The organism is Bradyrhizobium sp. Ec3.3, from assembly GCF_000472925.1.
Taxonomy (GTDB): domain Bacteria; phylum Pseudomonadota; class Alphaproteobacteria; order Rhizobiales; family Xanthobacteraceae; genus Bradyrhizobium.
In genome coordinates this window covers 1-18,027 of record NZ_AXAS01000100.1, presented here as the reverse complement: position 1 = coordinate 18,027, position 18,027 = coordinate 1, and the positions used below count along the sequence as shown (strand labels likewise).

16 protein-coding genes and 3 pseudogenes are annotated in these 18,027 nt (G+C 59.1%); 16 read left to right on the top strand and 3 right to left on the bottom strand.

Going from position 1 to position 18,027, the window contains the following annotated elements; all coding sequences use genetic code 11:
- The 8 genes and pseudogenes from YUU_RS59710 to YUU_RS0143605 form a co-directional block, all read left to right on the top strand.
- Window positions 1-131, top strand: a pseudogene (locus YUU_RS59710) (SUMF1/EgtB/PvdO family nonheme iron enzyme); the annotation flags it as partial.
- Window positions 115-411: a hypothetical protein gene (locus YUU_RS60725; protein ID WP_198031955.1), complete on the top strand. Its 297-nt coding sequence runs from the start codon at window positions 115-117 to the stop codon at window positions 409-411. The pseudogene YUU_RS59710 and the gene YUU_RS60725, both read left to right, overlap by 17 nt.
- A 792-nt stretch (window positions 412-1,203) precedes the next feature.
- On the top strand, window positions 1,204-1,374 hold the full coding sequence (locus YUU_RS59705) for a hypothetical protein (protein WP_156944877.1): 171 nt from the start codon (window positions 1,204-1,206) through the stop codon (window positions 1,372-1,374).
- Window positions 1,375-1,577: 203 nt separating this feature from the next.
- Window positions 1,578-1,913: a GYD domain-containing protein gene (locus YUU_RS0143620; protein WP_027527827.1), complete on the top strand. Its 336-nt coding sequence runs from the start codon at window positions 1,578-1,580 to the stop codon at window positions 1,911-1,913.
- A 946-nt stretch (window positions 1,914-2,859) separates the two neighbouring features.
- Entirely contained in the window at window positions 2,860-3,153 is a 294-nt protein-coding gene (locus YUU_RS60720; RefSeq protein WP_198031954.1) for a hypothetical protein, read from the top strand.
- A gap of 381 nt (window positions 3,154-3,534) precedes the next feature.
- The gene (locus YUU_RS55915; RefSeq protein ID WP_084801931.1) at window positions 3,535-6,459 is read left to right on the top strand and encodes a GAF domain-containing sensor histidine kinase; all 2,925 of its coding nucleotides are present in this window, start codon (window positions 3,535-3,537) and stop codon (window positions 6,457-6,459) included.
- A gap of 24 nt (window positions 6,460-6,483) precedes the next feature.
- Window positions 6,484-6,873: a response regulator gene (locus YUU_RS0143610; RefSeq protein WP_027527826.1), complete on the top strand. Its 390-nt coding sequence runs from the start codon at window positions 6,484-6,486 to the stop codon at window positions 6,871-6,873.
- Window positions 6,874-7,890: 1,017 nt separating this feature from the next.
- Window positions 7,891-8,334, top strand: coding sequence for a CBS domain-containing protein (locus YUU_RS0143605; protein WP_084801929.1), 444 nt, complete (start codon window positions 7,891-7,893; stop codon window positions 8,332-8,334).
- A 194-nt stretch (window positions 8,335-8,528) separates the two neighbouring features.
- On the opposite strand, the pseudogene YUU_RS54050 reads toward YUU_RS0143605, so the two are convergent.
- A pseudogene (locus YUU_RS54050) lies at window positions 8,529-8,975 on the bottom strand (transposase); the annotation flags it as partial.
- Between the two features lie 181 nt (window positions 8,976-9,156).
- Between YUU_RS54050 and YUU_RS59695 the strand changes: the two are divergent.
- The 3 genes from YUU_RS59695 to YUU_RS0143590 all read left to right on the top strand — a co-directional run bounded on the left by YUU_RS59695 (window position 9,157) and on the right by YUU_RS0143590 (window position 11,429).
- Complete coding sequence (locus YUU_RS59695) at window positions 9,157-9,402, top strand: hypothetical protein (protein WP_156944876.1); 246 nt, start codon at window positions 9,157-9,159, stop codon at window positions 9,400-9,402.
- Between the two features lie 174 nt (window positions 9,403-9,576).
- Window positions 9,577-10,407, top strand: a complete 831-nt coding sequence (locus tag YUU_RS0143595) for an AraC family transcriptional regulator (RefSeq protein WP_027527824.1) — start codon at window positions 9,577-9,579, stop codon at window positions 10,405-10,407.
- A gap of 104 nt (window positions 10,408-10,511) precedes the next feature.
- Window positions 10,512-11,429 carry a glutathione S-transferase family protein gene (locus tag YUU_RS0143590; protein WP_027527823.1) on the top strand — a complete coding sequence of 306 codons (918 nt, stop codon included), beginning with the start codon at window positions 10,512-10,514 and terminating at the stop codon, window positions 11,427-11,429.
- Between the two features lie 913 nt (window positions 11,430-12,342).
- Here YUU_RS0143590 and YUU_RS59690 read toward each other — a convergent pair.
- Window positions 12,343-12,537, bottom strand: a complete 195-nt coding sequence (locus tag YUU_RS59690) for a hypothetical protein (RefSeq protein ID WP_156944875.1) — start codon at window positions 12,535-12,537, stop codon at window positions 12,343-12,345.
- A gap of 46 nt (window positions 12,538-12,583) precedes the next feature.
- Between YUU_RS59690 and YUU_RS59685 the strand changes: the two genes are divergently transcribed.
- The 5 genes from YUU_RS59685 (at window position 12,584) to YUU_RS0143565 (ending at window position 15,479) form a co-directional block, all read left to right on the top strand.
- A complete protein-coding gene (locus tag YUU_RS59685) occupies window positions 12,584-12,769 on the top strand; it encodes a hypothetical protein (protein ID WP_156944874.1) in 186 nt (61 codons plus the stop codon).
- Between the two features lie 171 nt (window positions 12,770-12,940).
- Window positions 12,941-14,245 carry a TadE/TadG family type IV pilus assembly protein gene (locus tag YUU_RS0143580; RefSeq protein ID WP_245288304.1) on the top strand — a complete coding sequence of 435 codons (1,305 nt, stop codon included), beginning with the start codon at window positions 12,941-12,943 and terminating at the stop codon, window positions 14,243-14,245.
- An 11-nt stretch (window positions 14,246-14,256) separates the two neighbouring features.
- A complete protein-coding gene (locus tag YUU_RS0143575) occupies window positions 14,257-14,754 on the top strand; it encodes a TadE/TadG family type IV pilus assembly protein (RefSeq protein ID WP_084801925.1) in 498 nt (165 codons plus the stop codon).
- Window positions 14,751-15,128, top strand: a complete 378-nt coding sequence (locus YUU_RS0143570; protein ID WP_084801920.1) for a TadE/TadG family type IV pilus assembly protein — start codon at window positions 14,751-14,753, stop codon at window positions 15,126-15,128. Before YUU_RS0143575 ends, YUU_RS0143570 begins: the two co-directional genes overlap by 4 nt.
- 123 nt (window positions 15,129-15,251) lie before the next feature.
- A complete protein-coding gene (locus YUU_RS0143565; RefSeq protein ID WP_245288303.1) occupies window positions 15,252-15,479 on the top strand; it encodes a hypothetical protein in 228 nt (75 codons plus the stop codon).
- 15 nt (window positions 15,480-15,494) lie between these two features.
- Here the strand turns inward: YUU_RS0143565 and YUU_RS54045 are convergent.
- Window positions 15,495-15,871, bottom strand: a pseudogene (locus YUU_RS54045) (NUDIX hydrolase).
- Window positions 15,872-18,027: the final 2,156 nt, after the last annotated feature.

Sequence of the window (18,027 nt, the reverse complement as noted above, 5' to 3'; positions counted from 1 at the left end):
TTCCGCGCAAGGTTGTGAAGGGCGGCTCTCATCTGTGCGCACCGAACTATTGCCGTCGCTATCGTCCGGCAGCTCGCCATGCGCAACCGATCGACACGTCAATGAGCCATGTACATGTCAGTGAGTCTTGACGACACCTTTAATTGGCACTGCGGGGTAAAGCAAAACGGAGCAATCGTCGCGGAATGCCCCGTCGCTGCCGACAAAGATCGCTCGATGGTTAGAAAAGAAAACCCGCCCGAAGGCGGGTTGCGCAAGGTACCGCAATGGGTCTGCCAATATCAGTCAGCGGCACACGTCTCTGCGGTGTTCCTCTGCAAGCTAGACGCCACGCCCACGGTGAGTTGGCTGGGATCTGCCGACGCCTCAACTATCCGTGGTTTTAGGCGCGGTGTCAGAATCGCGATCTGATTGGGAGAAGCGGGCATGCCGGCCAACATTAGCTGTGGCGTAGCCGAAGTCTCCTCAACGTGGGCCGCTCCCAGCACTGCTACTTGGGTCCGGGAGATCGGGAAGCCCGTCACTTCGAAAGCCGGAAAGCGCAAAGTGCACGCGCCGGCTTGATGGGGCGCCGCACCTGCTACGGAGGCGACGGCGGTTGCGATCAAGAACAGATTTCTCATGATAATACCCCACTGAAATAGAGAGATATTTTCACCACGAATTCCACAGTCACCATAGTTCTAGGTCAGCGACGCATATGTGAACTCGCTCACTAGCCGCGCCGAATTCTGTTTGCGCAATCACTAATATGCTTAATTAAAGGCCGCAGTCAGTAAAACTGTCGCCAGGTGAGATGTTAGTGTTCACCAATTGGCGTGGTCTGCCCGATAGCAACGTTCACGGAAAGAATTTCAGGACAGCGCCCCGGACAGTAATTTTCCGCGACTCGAGACGAGTGCGACGACGTTGAATAGAAAAGACCAATCAGTGAAACACATGCGTGTAACGGCCTCGGTTTTGCGAGAGTTCAGCAGCCGGGGTGGGAAAACAACCCAGCAGCACTGCATTTTCCGACTCAACGAAGCGCGATTCCGTCTCTCAGGGGGAGTTCAGCTCTCAAGGGGGAGTTCAGGCAGACAAATACGGACGGACACCGGGGACCTAAGTCTCCACCGGCGATAGCCAGTGGGCCCACCGCACGCCGAGGCCCCCAGTAATTGATATTTTGCAAGCCCGCGTCGGGGCCGCTTTGATGGCGGCATGCGTAGACCTGTCCGCCCCGAGAACCGCACACCGCCGCCCGGTCACCGTCCGCTCAAGTTAACCTTCGGCGAGATGCGCGAGATGGACGTGCGTGGCGTCCTGGTCTATTGCGCTGAATATCGTTGCAGTCATTTGGTGTTGCTCATAGCCGATCGCTTTGCGGACTAGGTGCGGTTGTCGGACGTCGAGCAGCGGTTCGTCTGTCGCGCCGCTGCGGCAAGGGGGACCGCCGGACATCAATTGTCGGCGGGATGGAATAGGGCGGCGCGATAGATGGGAATATCGCTGGTTGGATTGATCCATCTCAATAATCCTCCTGAGCCCGCCCCTAGAATCTCCGCGTCAATGCGCTCACTACGATGGAGGGCGTTATGATCAGATTGTTTACGCGTGGTTGCTTCACTGAGAGTTATGCCAAGGGGTTAGTTAGCGCACCCGAGGACAGAGAGCCGGCTGTGCGCAAGCTGATTGAGGGTGCAGGTGGCAAGCTTGTTAGCTTTTATTTCACGACCGGCGACTCTGATTTCATGCTCATTTCTGAGGCTGACGAGTCCGAATCCATTATCGCCGCTCTGTTGGCAGCGGTGGCGGCGGGCACAATATCCGGCGTGAAAACAGCAAGAGCTTGGACTGGAGCGGAATTCAAATCGGTGGCCGAAAGGGCTTCCAAAGCAGCTAGCCATTATCGGGCTCCCGGCAAAAGCTAAGAGAGACATTGCCACCAGACGATTTTCGGCTGTCGGATCATTGAGCCGCGCTACGTCTGCCAGTCCCGCGGCAGGCGCGGCGCGGCACTACTTCGCTACCTACCCGCCAATTGAACACCGGTGGCGCATCAATCTTGAATACCTTCGATGCGAGAGGCCTCGGTGGTGACTTCCGACGAGGCAATCAGTGTCTCGCTTCGTACAAGTTGGCTCACACTTTCGGCTCGCCAGAAAGCAATATTAAGCTTGCGGATTTTGACCGCGAAGCCTCGGTTGGAAAAACAGAATGATGGTCAAACGGAGTGGGCCCGCCGGCTCATGCTGGCGGGCCCTGGATTGATCGCCCCAGCCGCCAGCGATGCGTCAACAACCGCTGCCGGTTGCGCTTCCCTGTGCGATCGGCGCCGTCGTTCATGCTGCAGGATCAATCACTTTCCAACGGGGCCCCAATAGGTCGCGATCTTGCGCGAGGAGTTACCTAGCTTTCGATAGTTAGGCATTACCGACCGTGGTGGAGGAGTGCGAAGCTCGATACGAACCGCCGGTTGTCGCCGGCCTAGGGATTCGGAGCCGCCGTTTGCATCTCGTGTCCCGGACTGAAACCGGATGCGCCGGGAGGCCCAGACGGCGTGCTTGAGGATGCGGCTTGCATCTCATGCCCCGGGCTGAAGCCGGACGCGCCGGGGTGCCCGGAGGACGAACTTGAGGATGCGGCTTGCATCTCGTGTCCCGGACTGAAGCCGGACGCGCCGAGATGCCCGGCATGATTTGATGAACCATGATGCCCGCTATGCGAGTGCGAGCCTGAAAACACCGCTGAAAACGCCGCTTGTATCGCGTGTCCCAGGCTGAGGCTTGATGCCCCGTGATGCGCGCCATGCGACTGCGGGCTTGAGAACATTGATTGCATCGCGTGCCCTGGAGCAGCGGTCGATGCCGAACTGCCGTGACCGACACCACCAATGCCACCATGTCCCACGCCGCCGCCATGTCCGCCGGATCCACCAACGCCAGCTCCTACCCCGCCACCTGCTCCCGCTCCGGCACCGCCACCACCACCACCGCCGCCACCACCACCGCCGCCACCACCACCAGCGAGCAGCGGCCCGGCCGTTGTGATCAACAATGCAGGTATTGCGGTTACTGCAAGAAGCTTTGCCACCCTCGTCACGATGATCTCCTCTTCGCCCTCACTCCGCGTCCAGCTCCAGGCTACACTGCGGGGCTCGGCGGTGGTTGAAAGTCGAGCGCGCGACCAATGTTCCGCCCAAAAAGTCATCGAATAAGGCAAATGGGCGCGCACGCTGTTTTCTGCGCAGACTGTGACCAGAACGGCACATCTACCCGAGCGGCCCTCCCCGGCGAGATCACACCGCGCACTTCCAACGACCGCAAGTCGGGTTCGATCTCGCCCCTTCCAGGCGAGGTCTTGGGGTTGCTCTCCTCGGGCGAGTATTCCGCATCGACAGCGACAAGGCGGCGAGAGGTGGCCGCCTATTGCGGACTCGATTTACTCACGTTGAGTTCTTCGTTTTGCCCCCAGGCGGACTTCTTGCCATAGCGGGAAACGCAAGATTTGCATAAGATTAAGCCTTGTCGTGATCCGCCCGAGGGGAGCGAAATGCGACAACGTGATGGAAACGAGCAACCGATTAAGGGGCGGCGCGCGAATAGGGCCAAGGCTCGCGCGATTGCGGTCCCTTCCGTTGCCGATCTGCAAAAACAGGTCAGCATTCTCTCCCGCGAGTTGAAAGAGACGCGGGAGCAACAGAGCGCCACAGCCGAAGTTCTGAAAGTCATCAGTCGCTCGACGTTCAACCTGCAGGCTGTGCTGCAAGCTCTCGTCGAGTCGGTTGCCCGGCTGTGCGATGCCGACATGGCGCAAATCACTCGCCAACGTGGCGGCGTGTTCTTTCGGGCGGAGGCTTATGGTTTTCCTGACCAGTTTATCGAATACTCCAGAACCATTCCGGTCGCGGCGGACAGAGGCTCGGCGATCAGACGCGCGTTGCTCGAAGGGACAGCCGTTCATATCCCCGATGCGCTTGCCGATCCGGAATACACCTTCACGGAAGGCCAGCGGCTTGCGGATTTTCGCGCCGTCCTCGCGGTACCAATGCTGCGCGATGGCGCCCCCATTGGCGTCATCGTAATAACGCGGAAGGAAGCGCGTCCGTTTACACAAAAGCAGATCGAATTGGCGACAACATTTGCCGACCAGGCTGTGATCGCGATCGAGAACGTCCGCCTCTTCGACGAGGTGCGGACCAGGACGCGCGATTTGACGGACGCCCTCACCTACCAGACCGGCAGCGCTAACATCCTCAAGGTCATCGCCTCATCGCCGACTGATGTCGAACCGGTGCTGACGGCAATCGTGGAGAGCGCCTGCGTGATTTGCGAAGCAGAAGAGGCCCACGTCGCCTTGAGGGATGGCGATCACCTCGTATTCCAGGTGCAGCACGGGTCCGCCCCGGTTGTCTGGAAACGGCGGCCAATCAACCGCCTATGGGTCACGGGGCGTGCGGCAGTCGACCGCAGAGCTGTACATGTGCATGATCTCCTTTCGCCTGAAGGCGACGAGTTTCCCGACGGGCGCGAACTCGCACGCCGGGACGGTGCGCGCACCGTGCTGGCCGTACCCCTGCTGCGCGAAGGCGAGTGCATCGGCGTAATTGCGCTTCGCCGTATGGAGGTACGTCCATTCAGCGAGAAACAGATTGAGCTGCTGCAGACCTTCGCCGACCAGGCCGTGATCGCGATCGCCAACGTCCGCCTGTTCGACGAGGTCCAGGCCAAGACGCGCGATCTCGAGGAGTCGCTGCAGCAACAGACCGCCACCGCAGACGTGCTCAAGACTATCAGCCGGTCGTCCATCGACCTCGAGACGGTGCTCGACACGCTGGTGGAGACCGTGGCGCGTCTCTGCCGCGCAGACCAGGTATATATGTTCCACCTGCGCCATGACCTGTGGCACCTGATCGCGGCCTGCGGGCTTTCGGCGGAGGCAAGAGAATTCTTTCAAACGCACCCGTTCACGCCTGGCCGCGGCTCGACATCCGGTCGCGCCGCGTTGGAGCGTCGAGCCGTCCTCATCCCCGATGTCTTGCAGGATCCAGAATACACCCTCAGCGAAGGGCAGGAGATTGCCGGCTACCGCACGACGCTTGGCATTCCGCTGCTTCGCGAGGATACGCTGATAGGTGTATACAGCATTGCCCGGACGCTCGTCGAACCTTTTACGAACAAAGAGATCGAACTCGCCACCAGCTTCGCCGACCAGGCTGTGATCGCGATCGAGAATGCCAGGCTCTTCGATGAATTGCGCGGTCGTCAGGCCGAGCTGCGCGTCACGTTCGACAATATGGGCGACGGGGTCGTCATGTTCGATACCGCGGCGCGACTTACCGCGTGGAACCGCAATTTCCAGGAGATGCTCGAGCTGCCCGACGCTTTTCTAGCCGCGCGGCCGAGCTTTGCCGAATATTTCCGCTATCTCGCTGAGCGCGGCGAGTACGTCTCGGCCGATCTCGAAGCTCAACTCAGCCGCACGGTCGAAGACACCAGGCTTGAGATGCGCTTCGAGCGTATGCGGCCCGACGGCCGCGTCATCGAGGTGCGCCGCAATCCGGTACCGGGCGGCGGCTTCGTGCTGATCTATGCCGACATCACGGAGCGGAAGCGCGCCGAGCAGGCGGTTCGCGCAGCACGGGACGCCGCCGAGACGGCGTTGCGCGAGTTGCAGACGGCGCAGGCGAGCCTGGTCCATGCCCAGAAAATGGCGGCGCTTGGGCAATTGACTGCCGGCATCGCGCACGAGATCAAGAACCCGCTCAATTTCGTGAACAATTTTGCGGCACTCTCATCCGAGTTGACAGACGAGTTGAGCGACATACTCAAACCGGTAGCGCTGCCTAGCAAGGTCCGCGAGGAAGTCAGCGAGCTGACCGGCACCTTGAAGGACAACCTCGGAAGGGTCGTACAGCACGGCAGGCGCGCCGACTCCATCGTCAAGAACATGCTGCTGCATTCCCGCGAGGGCTCTGGTGAGCATCGGGCAGTTGAGATCAACGCAATCATCGACGAGAGCCTTAACCTCGCCTACCATGGAGCCCGCGCAGAGAAACAGGGTTTCAACATCACACTGGAGCGCGATTTCGATCCGGCGATCGGAGTTGCCGACATCTACCCGCAGGAGGTCACCCGGGCGCTTTTGAACCTGATCTCGAACGGGTTTTACGCCGCTACCCAGCGCGCAGGGACGGCCGGCAACGGCTTTGAACCGAGCTTAAAAGCGGCAACACGAAACCTCGGCGACAGGGTCGAAGTGCGCATCCGCGACAATGGTAATGGCATCCCGCTCGAAATCCGGGAGAAGATTTTCAACCCGTTCTTCACGACAAAACCGGCTGGTGAAGGTACCGGGCTCGGGCTGTCCATGAGCCACGACATCGTGGTGAAACAGCACGGAGGTACAATTGAAGTTGTGACTGAACCCGGTTCCTTTACCGAATTCGTTATTACGTTGCCGCGTGTCATGCCTTAGCAAGCAGAAGCAGGGGCAGAGAAATTGAGCACCTATATCCTTGTGGTCGATGACGAACCCGACGTCGAACACCTGTTTCGCCAGCAATTCCGCCGGGACATTCGCTCCGGACGTTTTGTCATGGAGTTTGCGACGTCAGCGGCGGAGGCGCTGGAGCGCACGAAGACGATCGCCGATCCCTTACTGATCCTGATCCTGTCGGACATCAACATGCCCGGCATGAGCGGACTTGAAATGCTGCCGAAGGTAAGGGCAGCGAGGCCGAACGTGCCCGTGATCATGATCACGGCCTACGGCGATGAAGCGACAAAGAAGAAAGCTGCTCAACTCGGGGCCGCCGGACTGCTGACCAAGCCGATCGACTTCGGGCTGTTGCGCGAGGAAATCGATGAGCGGCTGCAACGGGCGGCGTAGTTCGGTAGTGGCCGATCAGCGAAGTGGCGGCAGCTCTCATTGAGGTCCGCTGAGTGGGGCATAGCGAACACGCTGAGTTCTTCGCATTTTGACCCTCAACGGACATCGGACAGAATGTACGCAGTAGCGAAGCTGGATTTTTGGCCCCTATCAATGAGCCCGGCTGAAACGATAAGCTGTTGTCTCTTGGGTCGGAGGCGGGCATGAGGCGGCGCGAATTCCTCGGTGCGCTTGGCAGTGCCAGCCTCGCGTGGCCGCTCGCAGCGAGGGCGCAGCAGCACGTACCAGTGGTTGGTTTCCTGCACGGCGGGTCCCCTGAACCGAACGCGCATCTCGTTGCGGCGTTTCTACGCGGGCTAGAGGATTCTGGCTTTCGCGAACGGCACGACGTTGTTGTGGAGTATCGCTGGGCGGAGGGTAAGTATGATCGGCTACAGCAACTCGCCAGTGATTTGGTTAGCCGTCATGTCGCCGTGCTGTACACCGCGGGCGGCTCCGTCGCCGCCATCGAGGCACGCAAGGTATCAGTGGATACGTCCGCCTATCGGCGCAAAGCGGACTCGTTGTGCTCACTGCGAGTTATTCCGAGTCTGCCCCCGAGCAGACCTCTCATGGAGGCCAATCCATTTTGGGGCATATGTGATCATAGCGCCTTCTGTCAGCACCGGCGACGGAGGCAGAAACGTTGCGGGCGTTGTCGCCGAACCGCTTGATTACTTCCATTTCGCCGAGGTGCCTGACTGGGGTTTACGGGTTGGTGTTACAGCCCGATCCCGAAACAAGACCTGCTGCCTCGGTGAGGGAAATAGACGTGGCAACATCCATCGAAACGGAAGGCAGCGGCTTCGAGCTGGAAGTGTGAAGGTGCTGCAGGCGATGTGCCAGCGAAGCCTGCCACCGATCCCGACAGCGGGATCTTCACCGCCTCGATGGCGTAGCCCGGCGCGATGCTGACAAGGCAAGATATTTCGACTAACCTGCAAGGCGGGAAGGAACAGGGCCCACGACAGGAGATCGATGAGCACTGTAAAAAACGCTCTGGCCCAGAAGAGTGGCGCCCTGATCCGTGTTCGTTCCGGCGACATGGTCGTCGAAGCCTTGCGCCAGATGCGCGACAACCAGGTCCGGTCGGTGCTGGTCATCGACGACGACGTGCTGGTCGGTATCGTGACCCAGGGTGACTGCGCCATCAAAGTGCTGCTGCCCGGGCTCGATGCGAAGCAGACGCCGGTGGGCCAAGTGATGACGAGCAACCCGGTGACGGTCAAGCCGGACGATCGGCTAGAAGGCTGCATGGCAATGATGGCTGCGCGCGGTTTTCGCCATCTGCCAGTGCTAGACGCGAGCAAGGTCGTGGGCGTGATCTCGATCGGAGACGTCGTCAAGAACATCATCCGGGATTTGGAGCACAACGTGGACGACCTGATGGGCTACATCATGAAGGACGGCCCCGGGGGCTGACAGACGAACCGCGGTGCCGTCGCCCCCGGCCGCGATCCTGCGGCAGGCCTAGTTCTTCTACGATTGAAAACCGCTCGCCGAGGTGGTCTAGCCGCCGCCACGCGAAAGTGGTTTTCTCCTCTCGCGCAACAGACTTTGGTTCAGCCCGGCCCCTGCGGCCGGTTTTTTACGTCAGCAATGCGTCAGGCGGTCGCCGCGATCGCCCGCTTCACCATCATCGGACGCCACCGCTGGCCGACCAATCGATCGCGGACGCGGTGCAGCGCCTGAAGGTCGAGCCGGTCGGCTGTGTTGGTCGCGACGAATTTCATGGTCGGGCGTTGGACGGCCTCGGCGATCGCTTCCGCATCTCGGAAGTCATTCTTCTGTCCCTTTGAATACGGGCGCACGTATTTCGCCGGCATCAGGCGGGCGTCGTGGCCAAGTCTTTGGAGTTTGCGGCTGAGATGATGGGCGCCTACGCAGGCCTCCATGCCGATCAAGCACGGCGGCAGGTTGGCGAGCCGCGTTTCCACCTGGCCGCGTGACCACTTCTGACGCAGCACGATGGCACCGCGGTGATCATGACCCACGAGGTGGAACGAGTTCTTGCCGATATCGATGCCGATCACGGCGATCGCTGTGTTGAGGTTCTGAGACATGGCGTGCTCCTTGACTTGAGCGGCCCTTGCCAGCTTCTCGCACTGGCGGGGCTGGAGCACGGCCGGACCATCCCATTAGCGGAAGTCGAGCGGCCCAATTTGCTGCAATGCGACCACACCGTAGTCGTTCGAAGACTGTGTTAGGCTTTTACAGCGCAGCACTCTTAGGGGCGAGAAATCCATGAGACGGCGTGATTCCCTCACCGGCCTAGCCGTCATGGGAGGTGGTACCACGCTTGCACGTCTGTCCAACGCGCAAGCACCGCGCAAAATGACGCGGGTGGGTATCGCGACGATTCAACCCCGCACGGGACCATTGTGGACAGCATTCGAACAGCGGCTGAAAGAACTTGGATATGCCGAGGGAGAAAATCTTGCCGTCGAGTTCATAGACCTCAATGGAACGGTCGAAAAAGAACTCCGTTGACGTCATGAGTCCGGAAATGGCCTTAGCCGACCTACCATTCACCTTGGCGAATATCCGCTCTCGTAAATAGCAGACGCCGATGCCGCGCGTAGGCGGCCATGACCTAGCTGGCGAGGAACCGTAACCGACAACCGAGGATACTGAGCTCGACGCGGCCGGGTAGGCAGTTCAACAATGGCTGAAATCAGCTCTCACCCACTTTTGGCGACTGACACCGTAGCGGTGTGGGACGTTTTGTGCTCAGGCACATGCAAGCACAAAAGCGCCGAGGAATGCGTTAGCACAACACATCTCGTGTTTCCTTACCGCGGCGTCTACGTGCATCATACAGGTCAGGTCGAGACAGTCGCGGAAGCGAATCAGGTGGTGTTCTTTAATGAAAGTGAACCCTATCGAGTTAGCCATCCTCTTGAAGGCGGCGATGCAAGTCTATCGATCGGAATCGATGAGGCGACGCTGTTGGAGCTGGCGCCTGCCGACTTCCTCCATACGAAAGCTCGACTCCTTTTCAACCGGCCTCGCATGCGTATTGATGCGCCCGCACAGTTGCTCGCAGCACTTGTGCGTCATCGTCTTGCCCGCGGGATGACTGAGACTCTTGAAGCTGAGGATTTGATCCTATCGCTGGTAAGCCGCGCCCTCGGGAAGCGCACATCGTACGCCGCATCCGGCAGCGTAGGGCGGCAAAAACTGGTGGACCGCGCCAAACTTGTGCTTTCTTCAGATCTTGGACGCCGATGGACGTTGGCTGAGATTGGCAGCGCCGTCGGCGTCTCGCCGGTCTATCTCACTCAGCTGTTCCGGCAAGTCGAGGGTCTGCCGCTTTGTCGTTATCAACTCCAACTGCGGCTCGCCCGGGCGCTTGACCTGCTTGATGATTGTTCAGATTTGACGGGCTTGGCGCTCGACCTCGGTTTTTCAAGCTACAGCCATTTCAGTACCGCATTTGAACGGGCTTACGGCCTTACACCCTCGGCGTTTCAACACTTCTCTCGACTTTCCTGAAGTTGGCCGACCGCCGAACGTAAGATCGCTAAAGATTATGGTAGAGCCGGTGATGCGAGCGGGATATCCAGGGCAACGATCATCCCAAAACGAGGGCCGTCTCGATGACCGATATCATCCTGCATCACTACGAGACCTCTCCCTATTCGGAGAAAGTTCGGCTCGGTCTTGGTCTGAAGGGCTTGGCCTGGGAATCGGTGGAAATCCCCGTCATCATGCCAAAACCCGACCTGACGGCGCTGACCGGAGGCTACCGCAAGACGCCCGTGTTGCAGATCGGCGCAGACATCTATTGCGATAGCCAGTTGATTATGCGCGAACTCGAGCGCCGGCATCCCACCCCGAGCTTTTATCCCGCCGGCCACGGCGCGGCCGATGCGCTTGCCTGGTGGGCCGAGAAGACCACGTTCAGCCCGGCTGTTAGCATCGCGTTCGCGAAGAGACCCGACGCGTTGCCCGAAGGATTTCTCGAAGATCGGGCCACATTCTCCGGCCGAAATATCGATCCGGCCGCGATGATGGCGGCAGTACCGAACCTGCTCGATCAGTTGCGCGCGCATTTCGATTGGCTGAATCAGATGCTGATCGACGAGCGCTCATTCTTGCAGGGCTCTGCCGCTAGCCTTGCCGATCTCGCCGCCTACCATCCGATTTGGTTCTTGAAACAAAAATTCGGGCCAACGGCGGTGCCGCTCGACGGCTTTCCGAGGCTGCTGAGTTGGACCGAGCGCATTGCCGCAATCGGCCACGGCAGGCGGAGCCCAACGACCTCGAAAAAAGCGCTCGATGCGGCGAGGGACGCTACGTCGATCGCCGGCGTAGTCCCCGATCCGCGAGATCCGATCGGCCGGAAACCTGGTCAGACAGTGACCGTCACGCCGGATGATACCGGACGCGACCCGGTCATCGGCGAGTTGGTCGCCTCGGGCGTCCATGAGATCGTCATCCGACGCAGCGATCCCGCGGTCGGAGAGGTCTGTGTGCATTTCCCACGCGCCGGTTTTGTCGTGATGTCGGCCTGACGGCAAACCCGTAATCAATGAGCGCGTCGTAGTGGGCCACGGCAAGACGACGCCAGCAAGAACGCCTCTGTCCGAGACACTTTCAAATGCCATGAGTGCGACAAGAACGTCTTCTGCACGGGCGTGACGCCGGCTCAGCAGATCGGCAGCGGAAGCTGCATTATCACACCGGACCGCGATGCAGATGCGGACTTCGATATCAGCCGACAGCACGACCGACAGCTCCGGATGCTTTGCTTGGCGTGCGATCATCGCCACGCGGCTGTCCGACCGCCGCGTGACGCGACGACTAGTGGAGGCCGTTCTACGTCCTGCCTCGGAGCGCGAAGCTCGATGCGAACTGCTGGTCGTCGCCGGCTTAAGGATACGGAGCCGCCGCTTGCATCTTATGTCCCGGGCTGAACCCCGATGCGCCGGGATGCCTGGAGGACGAGCTTGAAGATGCCGCTTGCATCTGATGCCCGGGCTAAACCCCGATGCGCCGGAGGGACGACACTTGTAGACCTGGACGGCTCTGCGATTTCCGATTGCCGGCAATTGTCCCACCGGCATCATTTCGCGCGCAGTTCTCGCACGCCGGAGGTGGCTTGGTATCCTCATCGGTTCGCATGGCAAGGGACCGCTATCCGACCGACGACGGCCGGACACTTTAGAAGTTTACGGGTGGATGGAGGGCACCCGGCCTCACCAGTCTATTGGATTGTACCGCAAGCGTCGGCGATCGATTTCTTCTCGCAGCCGCTCGGCTTGCTGCTTGGCGGCCTCGCCCATTAGGCGGTGACGGCCTCTATTGAGCTTGTCAGCCGAGACCTATTGCTTAATGTTTTCGTACAGACGCAAAACGCTTTCATCGCTCAGCCCTTCAACACCTATGACGCAATTACCTCATTAAACTTGATCAAGTATTCGGGGATTATTGCATATCATTGGTCTCGGCCAATTGGCGCGCGACGCTAATGTGCGCGCGATGGATGTAACTCACGGCCGGGGCGTGGCTGTCGAAACGTTCGCCGCCACGGACGCCGGCAATTGCAATGGCATATTCTCGCCGCGCGCCCATGCGGCATACTTCTCCGCCGTCCAGTCGCGAGCCGCAGCGCCATGCCATGAATCACTCTCGACCGGTTTCTGCTCCGCAGACCGATAGTCCCGACGTGAACATCGCCGTAGTAGATCAGCGAGTTTTCCCAGCGGGCGATGACGGCGGCTGGGGCAAAACTGCTGAGCTGAATTCGTGCAGTGCGGCGGGTGAAAGCGGGTATGCCATCATCAAAGCGGCGACCTATCCGCCTTCGAACGTCGAGCAGTTCTCGGGCAGGCTACATTTTGCAGGTCGATAATAAGAGCGGAGGTCAAATTGTACCCACGACCGGAGAATGCGGCGACCGAACATCGTAATCCCAAAGCTTCACCAAACCTCTTTTCAATTTTATCGATCCTTTTAGGCCGCCTTTAAAACGGCTCGTAAATTCTACTCGGGAAAAAGTTGCAATCAGCTGCATGAGGCTGCAATGCGCCTTGAACCCTTGAGCATGAACTTCGACCCTGCTTTGCGACAAGCCTCGCCGAACTGCGCGCGCGAGCCAGGCATTCTTCGACGCTTTATCCAAGACCAGTCGGGCAGTTATGTGATTATTTCCGCGCTGCTCATGCCCGTTCTGGTCGGCGCGGCCGGCCTCGGCACGGAGGTCGGATGGTGGTATTACAAGCATAAGAATATGCAGAGCGCTGCAGATTCAGGAGCTGTAAGCGCTGCAACCGCTGGAAGCAATTTGGCGGCCGAGGCCAACGCCGTGACCGCCGCTTATGGCTACACGAATGGCTTGAACAACGTCACCATTAGCGTCAGTCAGCCGCCGACGACTGGCAGTTATGTTGCCAACACTCAGGCCGTCGAAGTTGTTGTCAGTCAATCGCAGCCACGGCTGCTGTCTGCGTTGTTTGGCTCTGACCCGGTTCTCATCACCGCCCGCTCTGTCGCGATGCCGAATTCCGGAGCGGGCTGCGTGCTGGCACTCGACTCGACAGCAAGTCCTGCAGTGAATGTGAGCGGGAGCAATCAGCTCAATCTCATCAAATGTAATCTCTACAGCAATTCCAGCGCGAGCCCGTCACTGAACGTCAGCGGCAGCGGAACGGTGGCCGCCAATCAGGTTTCAGTTTCCGGGGACATCTCCGGCGCGAGCAGCATCACGGCGACAAACGGCATCAGGACCCATGCAAGACCGACTGCCGACCCCTATTCAAGCGTTTATCCGCCGGCAAAGCCTAGCTGCAGCAACGGCAAGATCACGATCAATGCCAACGGAAAGACCAACTCGCTCAGCCCCGGCTGCTATAGCGGGAATATCACCGTCAACGCTGGAGCCACCCTGGACCTCGACCCTGGTATCTACTATCTAGACGGTGCAAACCTAAGCGTGGCCGGTAACGCTACGCTGACTGGAACTGGCGTAACGCTCGTGTTCACCGGTTCAGGCAGCAACTGGGGCACGGCCTCACTGGGCAGCAACGCGATCATCAATCTGACGGCGCCGACGTCGGGCTCGACCCAGGGCATCGTCATGTATGGCGATCGCAACATGCCGGTGGGAACAACCTTCAATCTGACCGGCGGCGCTACACAGATCTTTAATGGCGCCATCTATCTTCCCAAGGCGAATCTAAGTTTTAGCGGCGGTAGCGGCACCAGCACCTCGTGCACAAAAATCATCGCTGACACCATTACTTTCACCGGCACATCCAATGTTCAGGTCAACTGTTCTGGACTTGGCACCGCCAACATCGGAGTCCAAACCGCGCAACTTGTCGAGTGAGGAAGCTTGTCATGACCATTCAGCCTTTGCTCGGAAGTGTAAGGTCAGTGCGTGTCTGGCGTACTCTTCTTCAGGGTGGCATTCGCGATGCGAGGGGCGCTGCGGCGATAGAATTCGGGATCTTGATTCCGCTCCTGTCGCTGATGGTCGTCTCGGTCACCGATATCGGTCTGGCCGTTTATCGCAAGATGCAAGTTGAAGGCGCCGCGCAAGTCGGTGCCCAATACGCGATTACGCGTGGCTTTGACACGACAGGAATCTCCGCAGCGGTAACGAGCGCCACCAATTCATCATCGATCACGGCCTCGCCCGGCGCATTTCAATTCTGTGGTTGTCCCGGCACCGCTGGCCTGAGCACCGTGAGTTGCGGCTCGACTTGCCCGAGCGGCAACCTTGCCGGCACCTATGCCACGGTTTCGGCTCAAGCAACGTACCATACGCTCATCAACTATCAGATCGTTGCTCCGCTTTATACGTTTACCGCCCAAGCGACGTCGAGGCTGCAATGAAGCTCCGAGCTCTGTGGCACGACACCCGAGGAGCCACGGCTCTCGAGTTTGCATTGACCGCGCCCGTTTTTTTCCTGTTTATCTTTGGTATTATCGAATTTGGCCTGGTTCTATGGACGCAGATTGGCTTACAGCATGGCGCCGAGTTCGCGGCGCGTTGCGCCAGCGTCAATCCCACGCTGTGTCCAAGTAGCACTGCCATCACCGGCTACGCCGCCCAACAGGCACTGGGGCTAAGCTTGCCGGCGCAAACGTTCACCTATTCGGCGCCGACCTGTGGCAATCAAGTCAGCGCTACGTATGCTTTTCGATTCCCGGAGATTCTGAACCTTTCGCCGCTAACACTGACAGCTCAGGCGTGCTTTCCGAGTTGAGTGGAAGATGTCGCGTGGTGCTGGCGGCAGCAGATGAGACACTGGTCTCTTGCCCGCGATCGGAAGTGGATAAGGTGTGACTGTGCATCTATATTTCAAACTATGCCATACTTGGACACCTGCTTGGGAATCCTGCGCCGACTGATAGCTAAGGGAGATCCAAATGCCCTGCCCTTAGCTGAAAGAGCTATCAACGAGTACCTGGAGGTCACCCCAGCTATGGCCCGTAAGAGCGATCTGCGGCTTCTCCAGCAGGACGTTCTAGCCCAGCGCAATGCCGTGGTTGGTGTTCAGCGCTCCTTTGCCGAAACCGTGAACGCCTATATCGAAACCAAGTTGGCAACTGAGTGAGGCTGCTCGGCAGATCTATCTCGGAAGTAACTTGTCCCGAATATGACGGGATGTCGGTGTCAGACGAACACGGTGGGGTTTTCGCCACATCGCACGATCGATCTCCTTCTTATCGCCAATCGCTAACCTGCCCTTGGCGTTTCGCGCAATGAAGATTGCATCGCTCATTCGACGGCCGGAGCGTTTGTTCTTCACCTTCAGTTCTTTCCAGAGGCTCAGGCGACCCAGTTTGAGCTTGGCAACTCCTCGCCAATCTCGCGCCGCAAGCAGTCCTTGTTCGTTTCACGTGCACGCTTGCGGCCGCCTGGAAACATCCACAAACCGTCCGATCGACGCCGCACCAACAAGATCTTGCCTCGCTTTGCAGCGACCAGCTTAGACGATTTTGCCATGCCTTCCGTTCATGATTCGCGAAGAGAAGATATGTGGAGAGTGTAGCGAAGCCGGGTTAGCCTTAAATGACAAACTAACGGGCAGCCGGCCCGAACAGCACCCCCGCTGCACATAGTTTCAGCGCGATGCCATCACGCGCACAATCAAGACGAACGCTGCACCGATGATCAGTCCCGCAAGTGCAAATAACATCCAGTTCTGGATTGGAAGGGTCGTAAAAGAGACTTGTCTTGCCAGCCACTCCACGGGCCCCGGCTCCCGTCAGGATCGAATTCCTTTCGATGCTAAAGGAAGCCGATCCCCCGCCACTCCGGACTACTACCAGCCTCGGTAGGCCAGCCAGGCCAACGTCAGCTCTTCCCTATAATCAGTCAGAGCAGTTGTCCTAATGATGTCTCCACTGCAACAGTTAATCCTGTTCGTTAAGTGACCCGCCGGATTTGATTTGAGGTGCGGAATTATCGGCGCGTACCCTGTTGGCTACCGGGGCTGGCTAATACTTCACCAATTCTTTTTTGACCCGGCGGGGCCGCAGCGGCATTCGACGCTGCGGCCTTTTTGCAGCCCGCCAGCGTGAACCGGCGGGCCCAACGTCGGGGCAGCCCGCCGCCGTTCTGAACCGCGAGGAATCGATAATTTGCGAGGCGCATGGGAGGCGCTTGAATCCTGCATGCCGCCCTCACCCCTTCGAGGCTTCGACCGGGTGCCTGCATGCCTCCGCCCTCCCTCGAAACAAGCCGAGGTGCAAGCCCTGTGGCCCAACTCAATCATGTCGCGTGCGCGATTCATTTGTGATTGCTTATGCAATCTGTGTGAAGATGGGCGTGATGGGCTGGTCACGATCGGGCTCAAGGCAAAGAGGTAGAGCACGGATGTCCGATCGAAAAGACGCCCCGACAATCGAGCACGAAACCACTGTCAAGCAGCTCCTAAGGAAGGCAGCCAGACGCAGGCGTCCAAGTCAGGTCTATTCAATTGTCCCTCACGGCCAAAAGACGGACGCAAACCGTGAGTTCGCATCGCATCGCGAGCCGGCCGGCGTCGTGTGGTTTCTTCTCTTTCTCCCCGCCTTTGTGATTGCTTATGCGATCTGTGTGAAGATGGGCGCGATCTAGGTTTACGATGCCGCTTGGATAGCGGCATGCGTAGACCTGTCCGCCGCGAGAACCGCACACCGCCCGTTCAAGATTACCTTCGGCGACATGCGCGAGATGGGCATGCGTGGAGTATTGGTCTGGTGCGCCGATTACCGTTGCAGCCATAGCGTTGCCCTCAACGCTGACTGCTGGCGGGATGAGGTGCGGCTGTCTGACATCGAGCCGCGCTTCGTCTGCCAGGCCTGCGGCCGCCGCGGTGCAGATGTCCGTCCGGACTTCAATTGGAATAGGCCTCCGACTCCGGCTATGGGATATCGATGAAGCGTGGCGCCCTACAGCGGCTCTCGGACGTCAAGCTGATCCCGGATCATTCGAAGACGCGCCTGTGGGCGACTTGGCCGACCAGGGTGCTCACGCCTAACGGGGATTGATCCAGTCCCTGTCGCGCCGCCGGCAGTGGGTGTGCGGGCAGAAGTGCGTGCAAAAAAACCCACCACGGGAGCAGCCCGGGCGGGCATTCCCGATGGCGGGGGGCTTTATTGCATTTTACAGTTGGAAACCGAAGTCTGTTAGTGCGATTGGAAACCCAAGTTTGTTAGACCACCATTGATCAGGTTCACAGCGTCACCGCCGACAGCCACAGCGGCCTGCACGGGAGCGTTGATCTGTGTGATGACCTGGGGNGCTATGGTGATAGGTCCNATAAAATCGCCGCCAGACACCGCCTCGACTTCCATNTCCGTCAGTTCNCGGATCATGACTTGCCTCCTTAGGAGAAAAGCCCGCACACCCCTCGGGAGCAGCCCGTGGAGTGTGCGGGCATTGCCGACTTAGCTNATGGATCCAGCCTGGACCCCGGTGTTCGACTGANNGCCGGCCACCTGGACAACGGAGCCGCCGATAGCAACACCGGTCTGGTTGAGCGAGTTGTTCTGAAGAAGAGTCTGGGTCAACGTCGGGATCGAGATCGAAGCAACGTTGACAGTACCGCCAGCCACCGCCTCGAGGTCCGTATCGATGAGTTCACGCATCATGATGATTTATCCAAAGAGTTTGTA

What these genes read in the sequence shown, in the direction of transcription:
- YUU_RS60725 (WP_198031955.1), top strand. Translation starts at nt 115, where the DNA reads ATGTCAGTGAGTCTTGACGACACCTTTAATTGGCACTGCGGGGTAAAG.
- YUU_RS59705 (WP_156944877.1), top strand. Translation starts at nt 1,204, where the DNA reads ATGCGTAGACCTGTCCGCCCCGAGAACCGCACACCGCCGCCCGGTCAC.
- YUU_RS0143620 (WP_027527827.1), top strand. Translation starts at nt 1,578, where the DNA reads ATGATCAGATTGTTTACGCGTGGTTGCTTCACTGAGAGTTATGCCAAG.
- YUU_RS55915 (WP_084801931.1), top strand. Translation starts at nt 3,535, where the DNA reads ATGCGACAACGTGATGGAAACGAGCAACCGATTAAGGGGCGGCGCGCG.
- YUU_RS0143605 (WP_084801929.1), top strand. Translation starts at nt 7,891, where the DNA reads ATGAGCACTGTAAAAAACGCTCTGGCCCAGAAGAGTGGCGCCCTGATC.
- YUU_RS59695 (WP_156944876.1), top strand. Translation starts at nt 9,157, where the DNA reads ATGAGACGGCGTGATTCCCTCACCGGCCTAGCCGTCATGGGAGGTGGT.
- YUU_RS0143595 (WP_027527824.1), top strand. Translation starts at nt 9,577, where the DNA reads ATGGCTGAAATCAGCTCTCACCCACTTTTGGCGACTGACACCGTAGCG.
- YUU_RS0143590 (WP_027527823.1), top strand. Translation starts at nt 10,512, where the DNA reads ATGACCGATATCATCCTGCATCACTACGAGACCTCTCCCTATTCGGAG.
- YUU_RS59690 (WP_156944875.1), bottom strand. Translation starts at nt 12,537, where the DNA reads ATGGCATGGCGCTGCGGCTCGCGACTGGACGGCGGAGAAGTATGCCGC.
- YUU_RS0143580 (WP_245288304.1), top strand. Translation starts at nt 12,941, where the DNA reads ATGCGCCTTGAACCCTTGAGCATGAACTTCGACCCTGCTTTGCGACAA.
- YUU_RS0143575 (WP_084801925.1), top strand. Translation starts at nt 14,257, where the DNA reads ATGACCATTCAGCCTTTGCTCGGAAGTGTAAGGTCAGTGCGTGTCTGG.
- YUU_RS0143570 (WP_084801920.1), top strand. Translation starts at nt 14,751, where the DNA reads ATGAAGCTCCGAGCTCTGTGGCACGACACCCGAGGAGCCACGGCTCTC.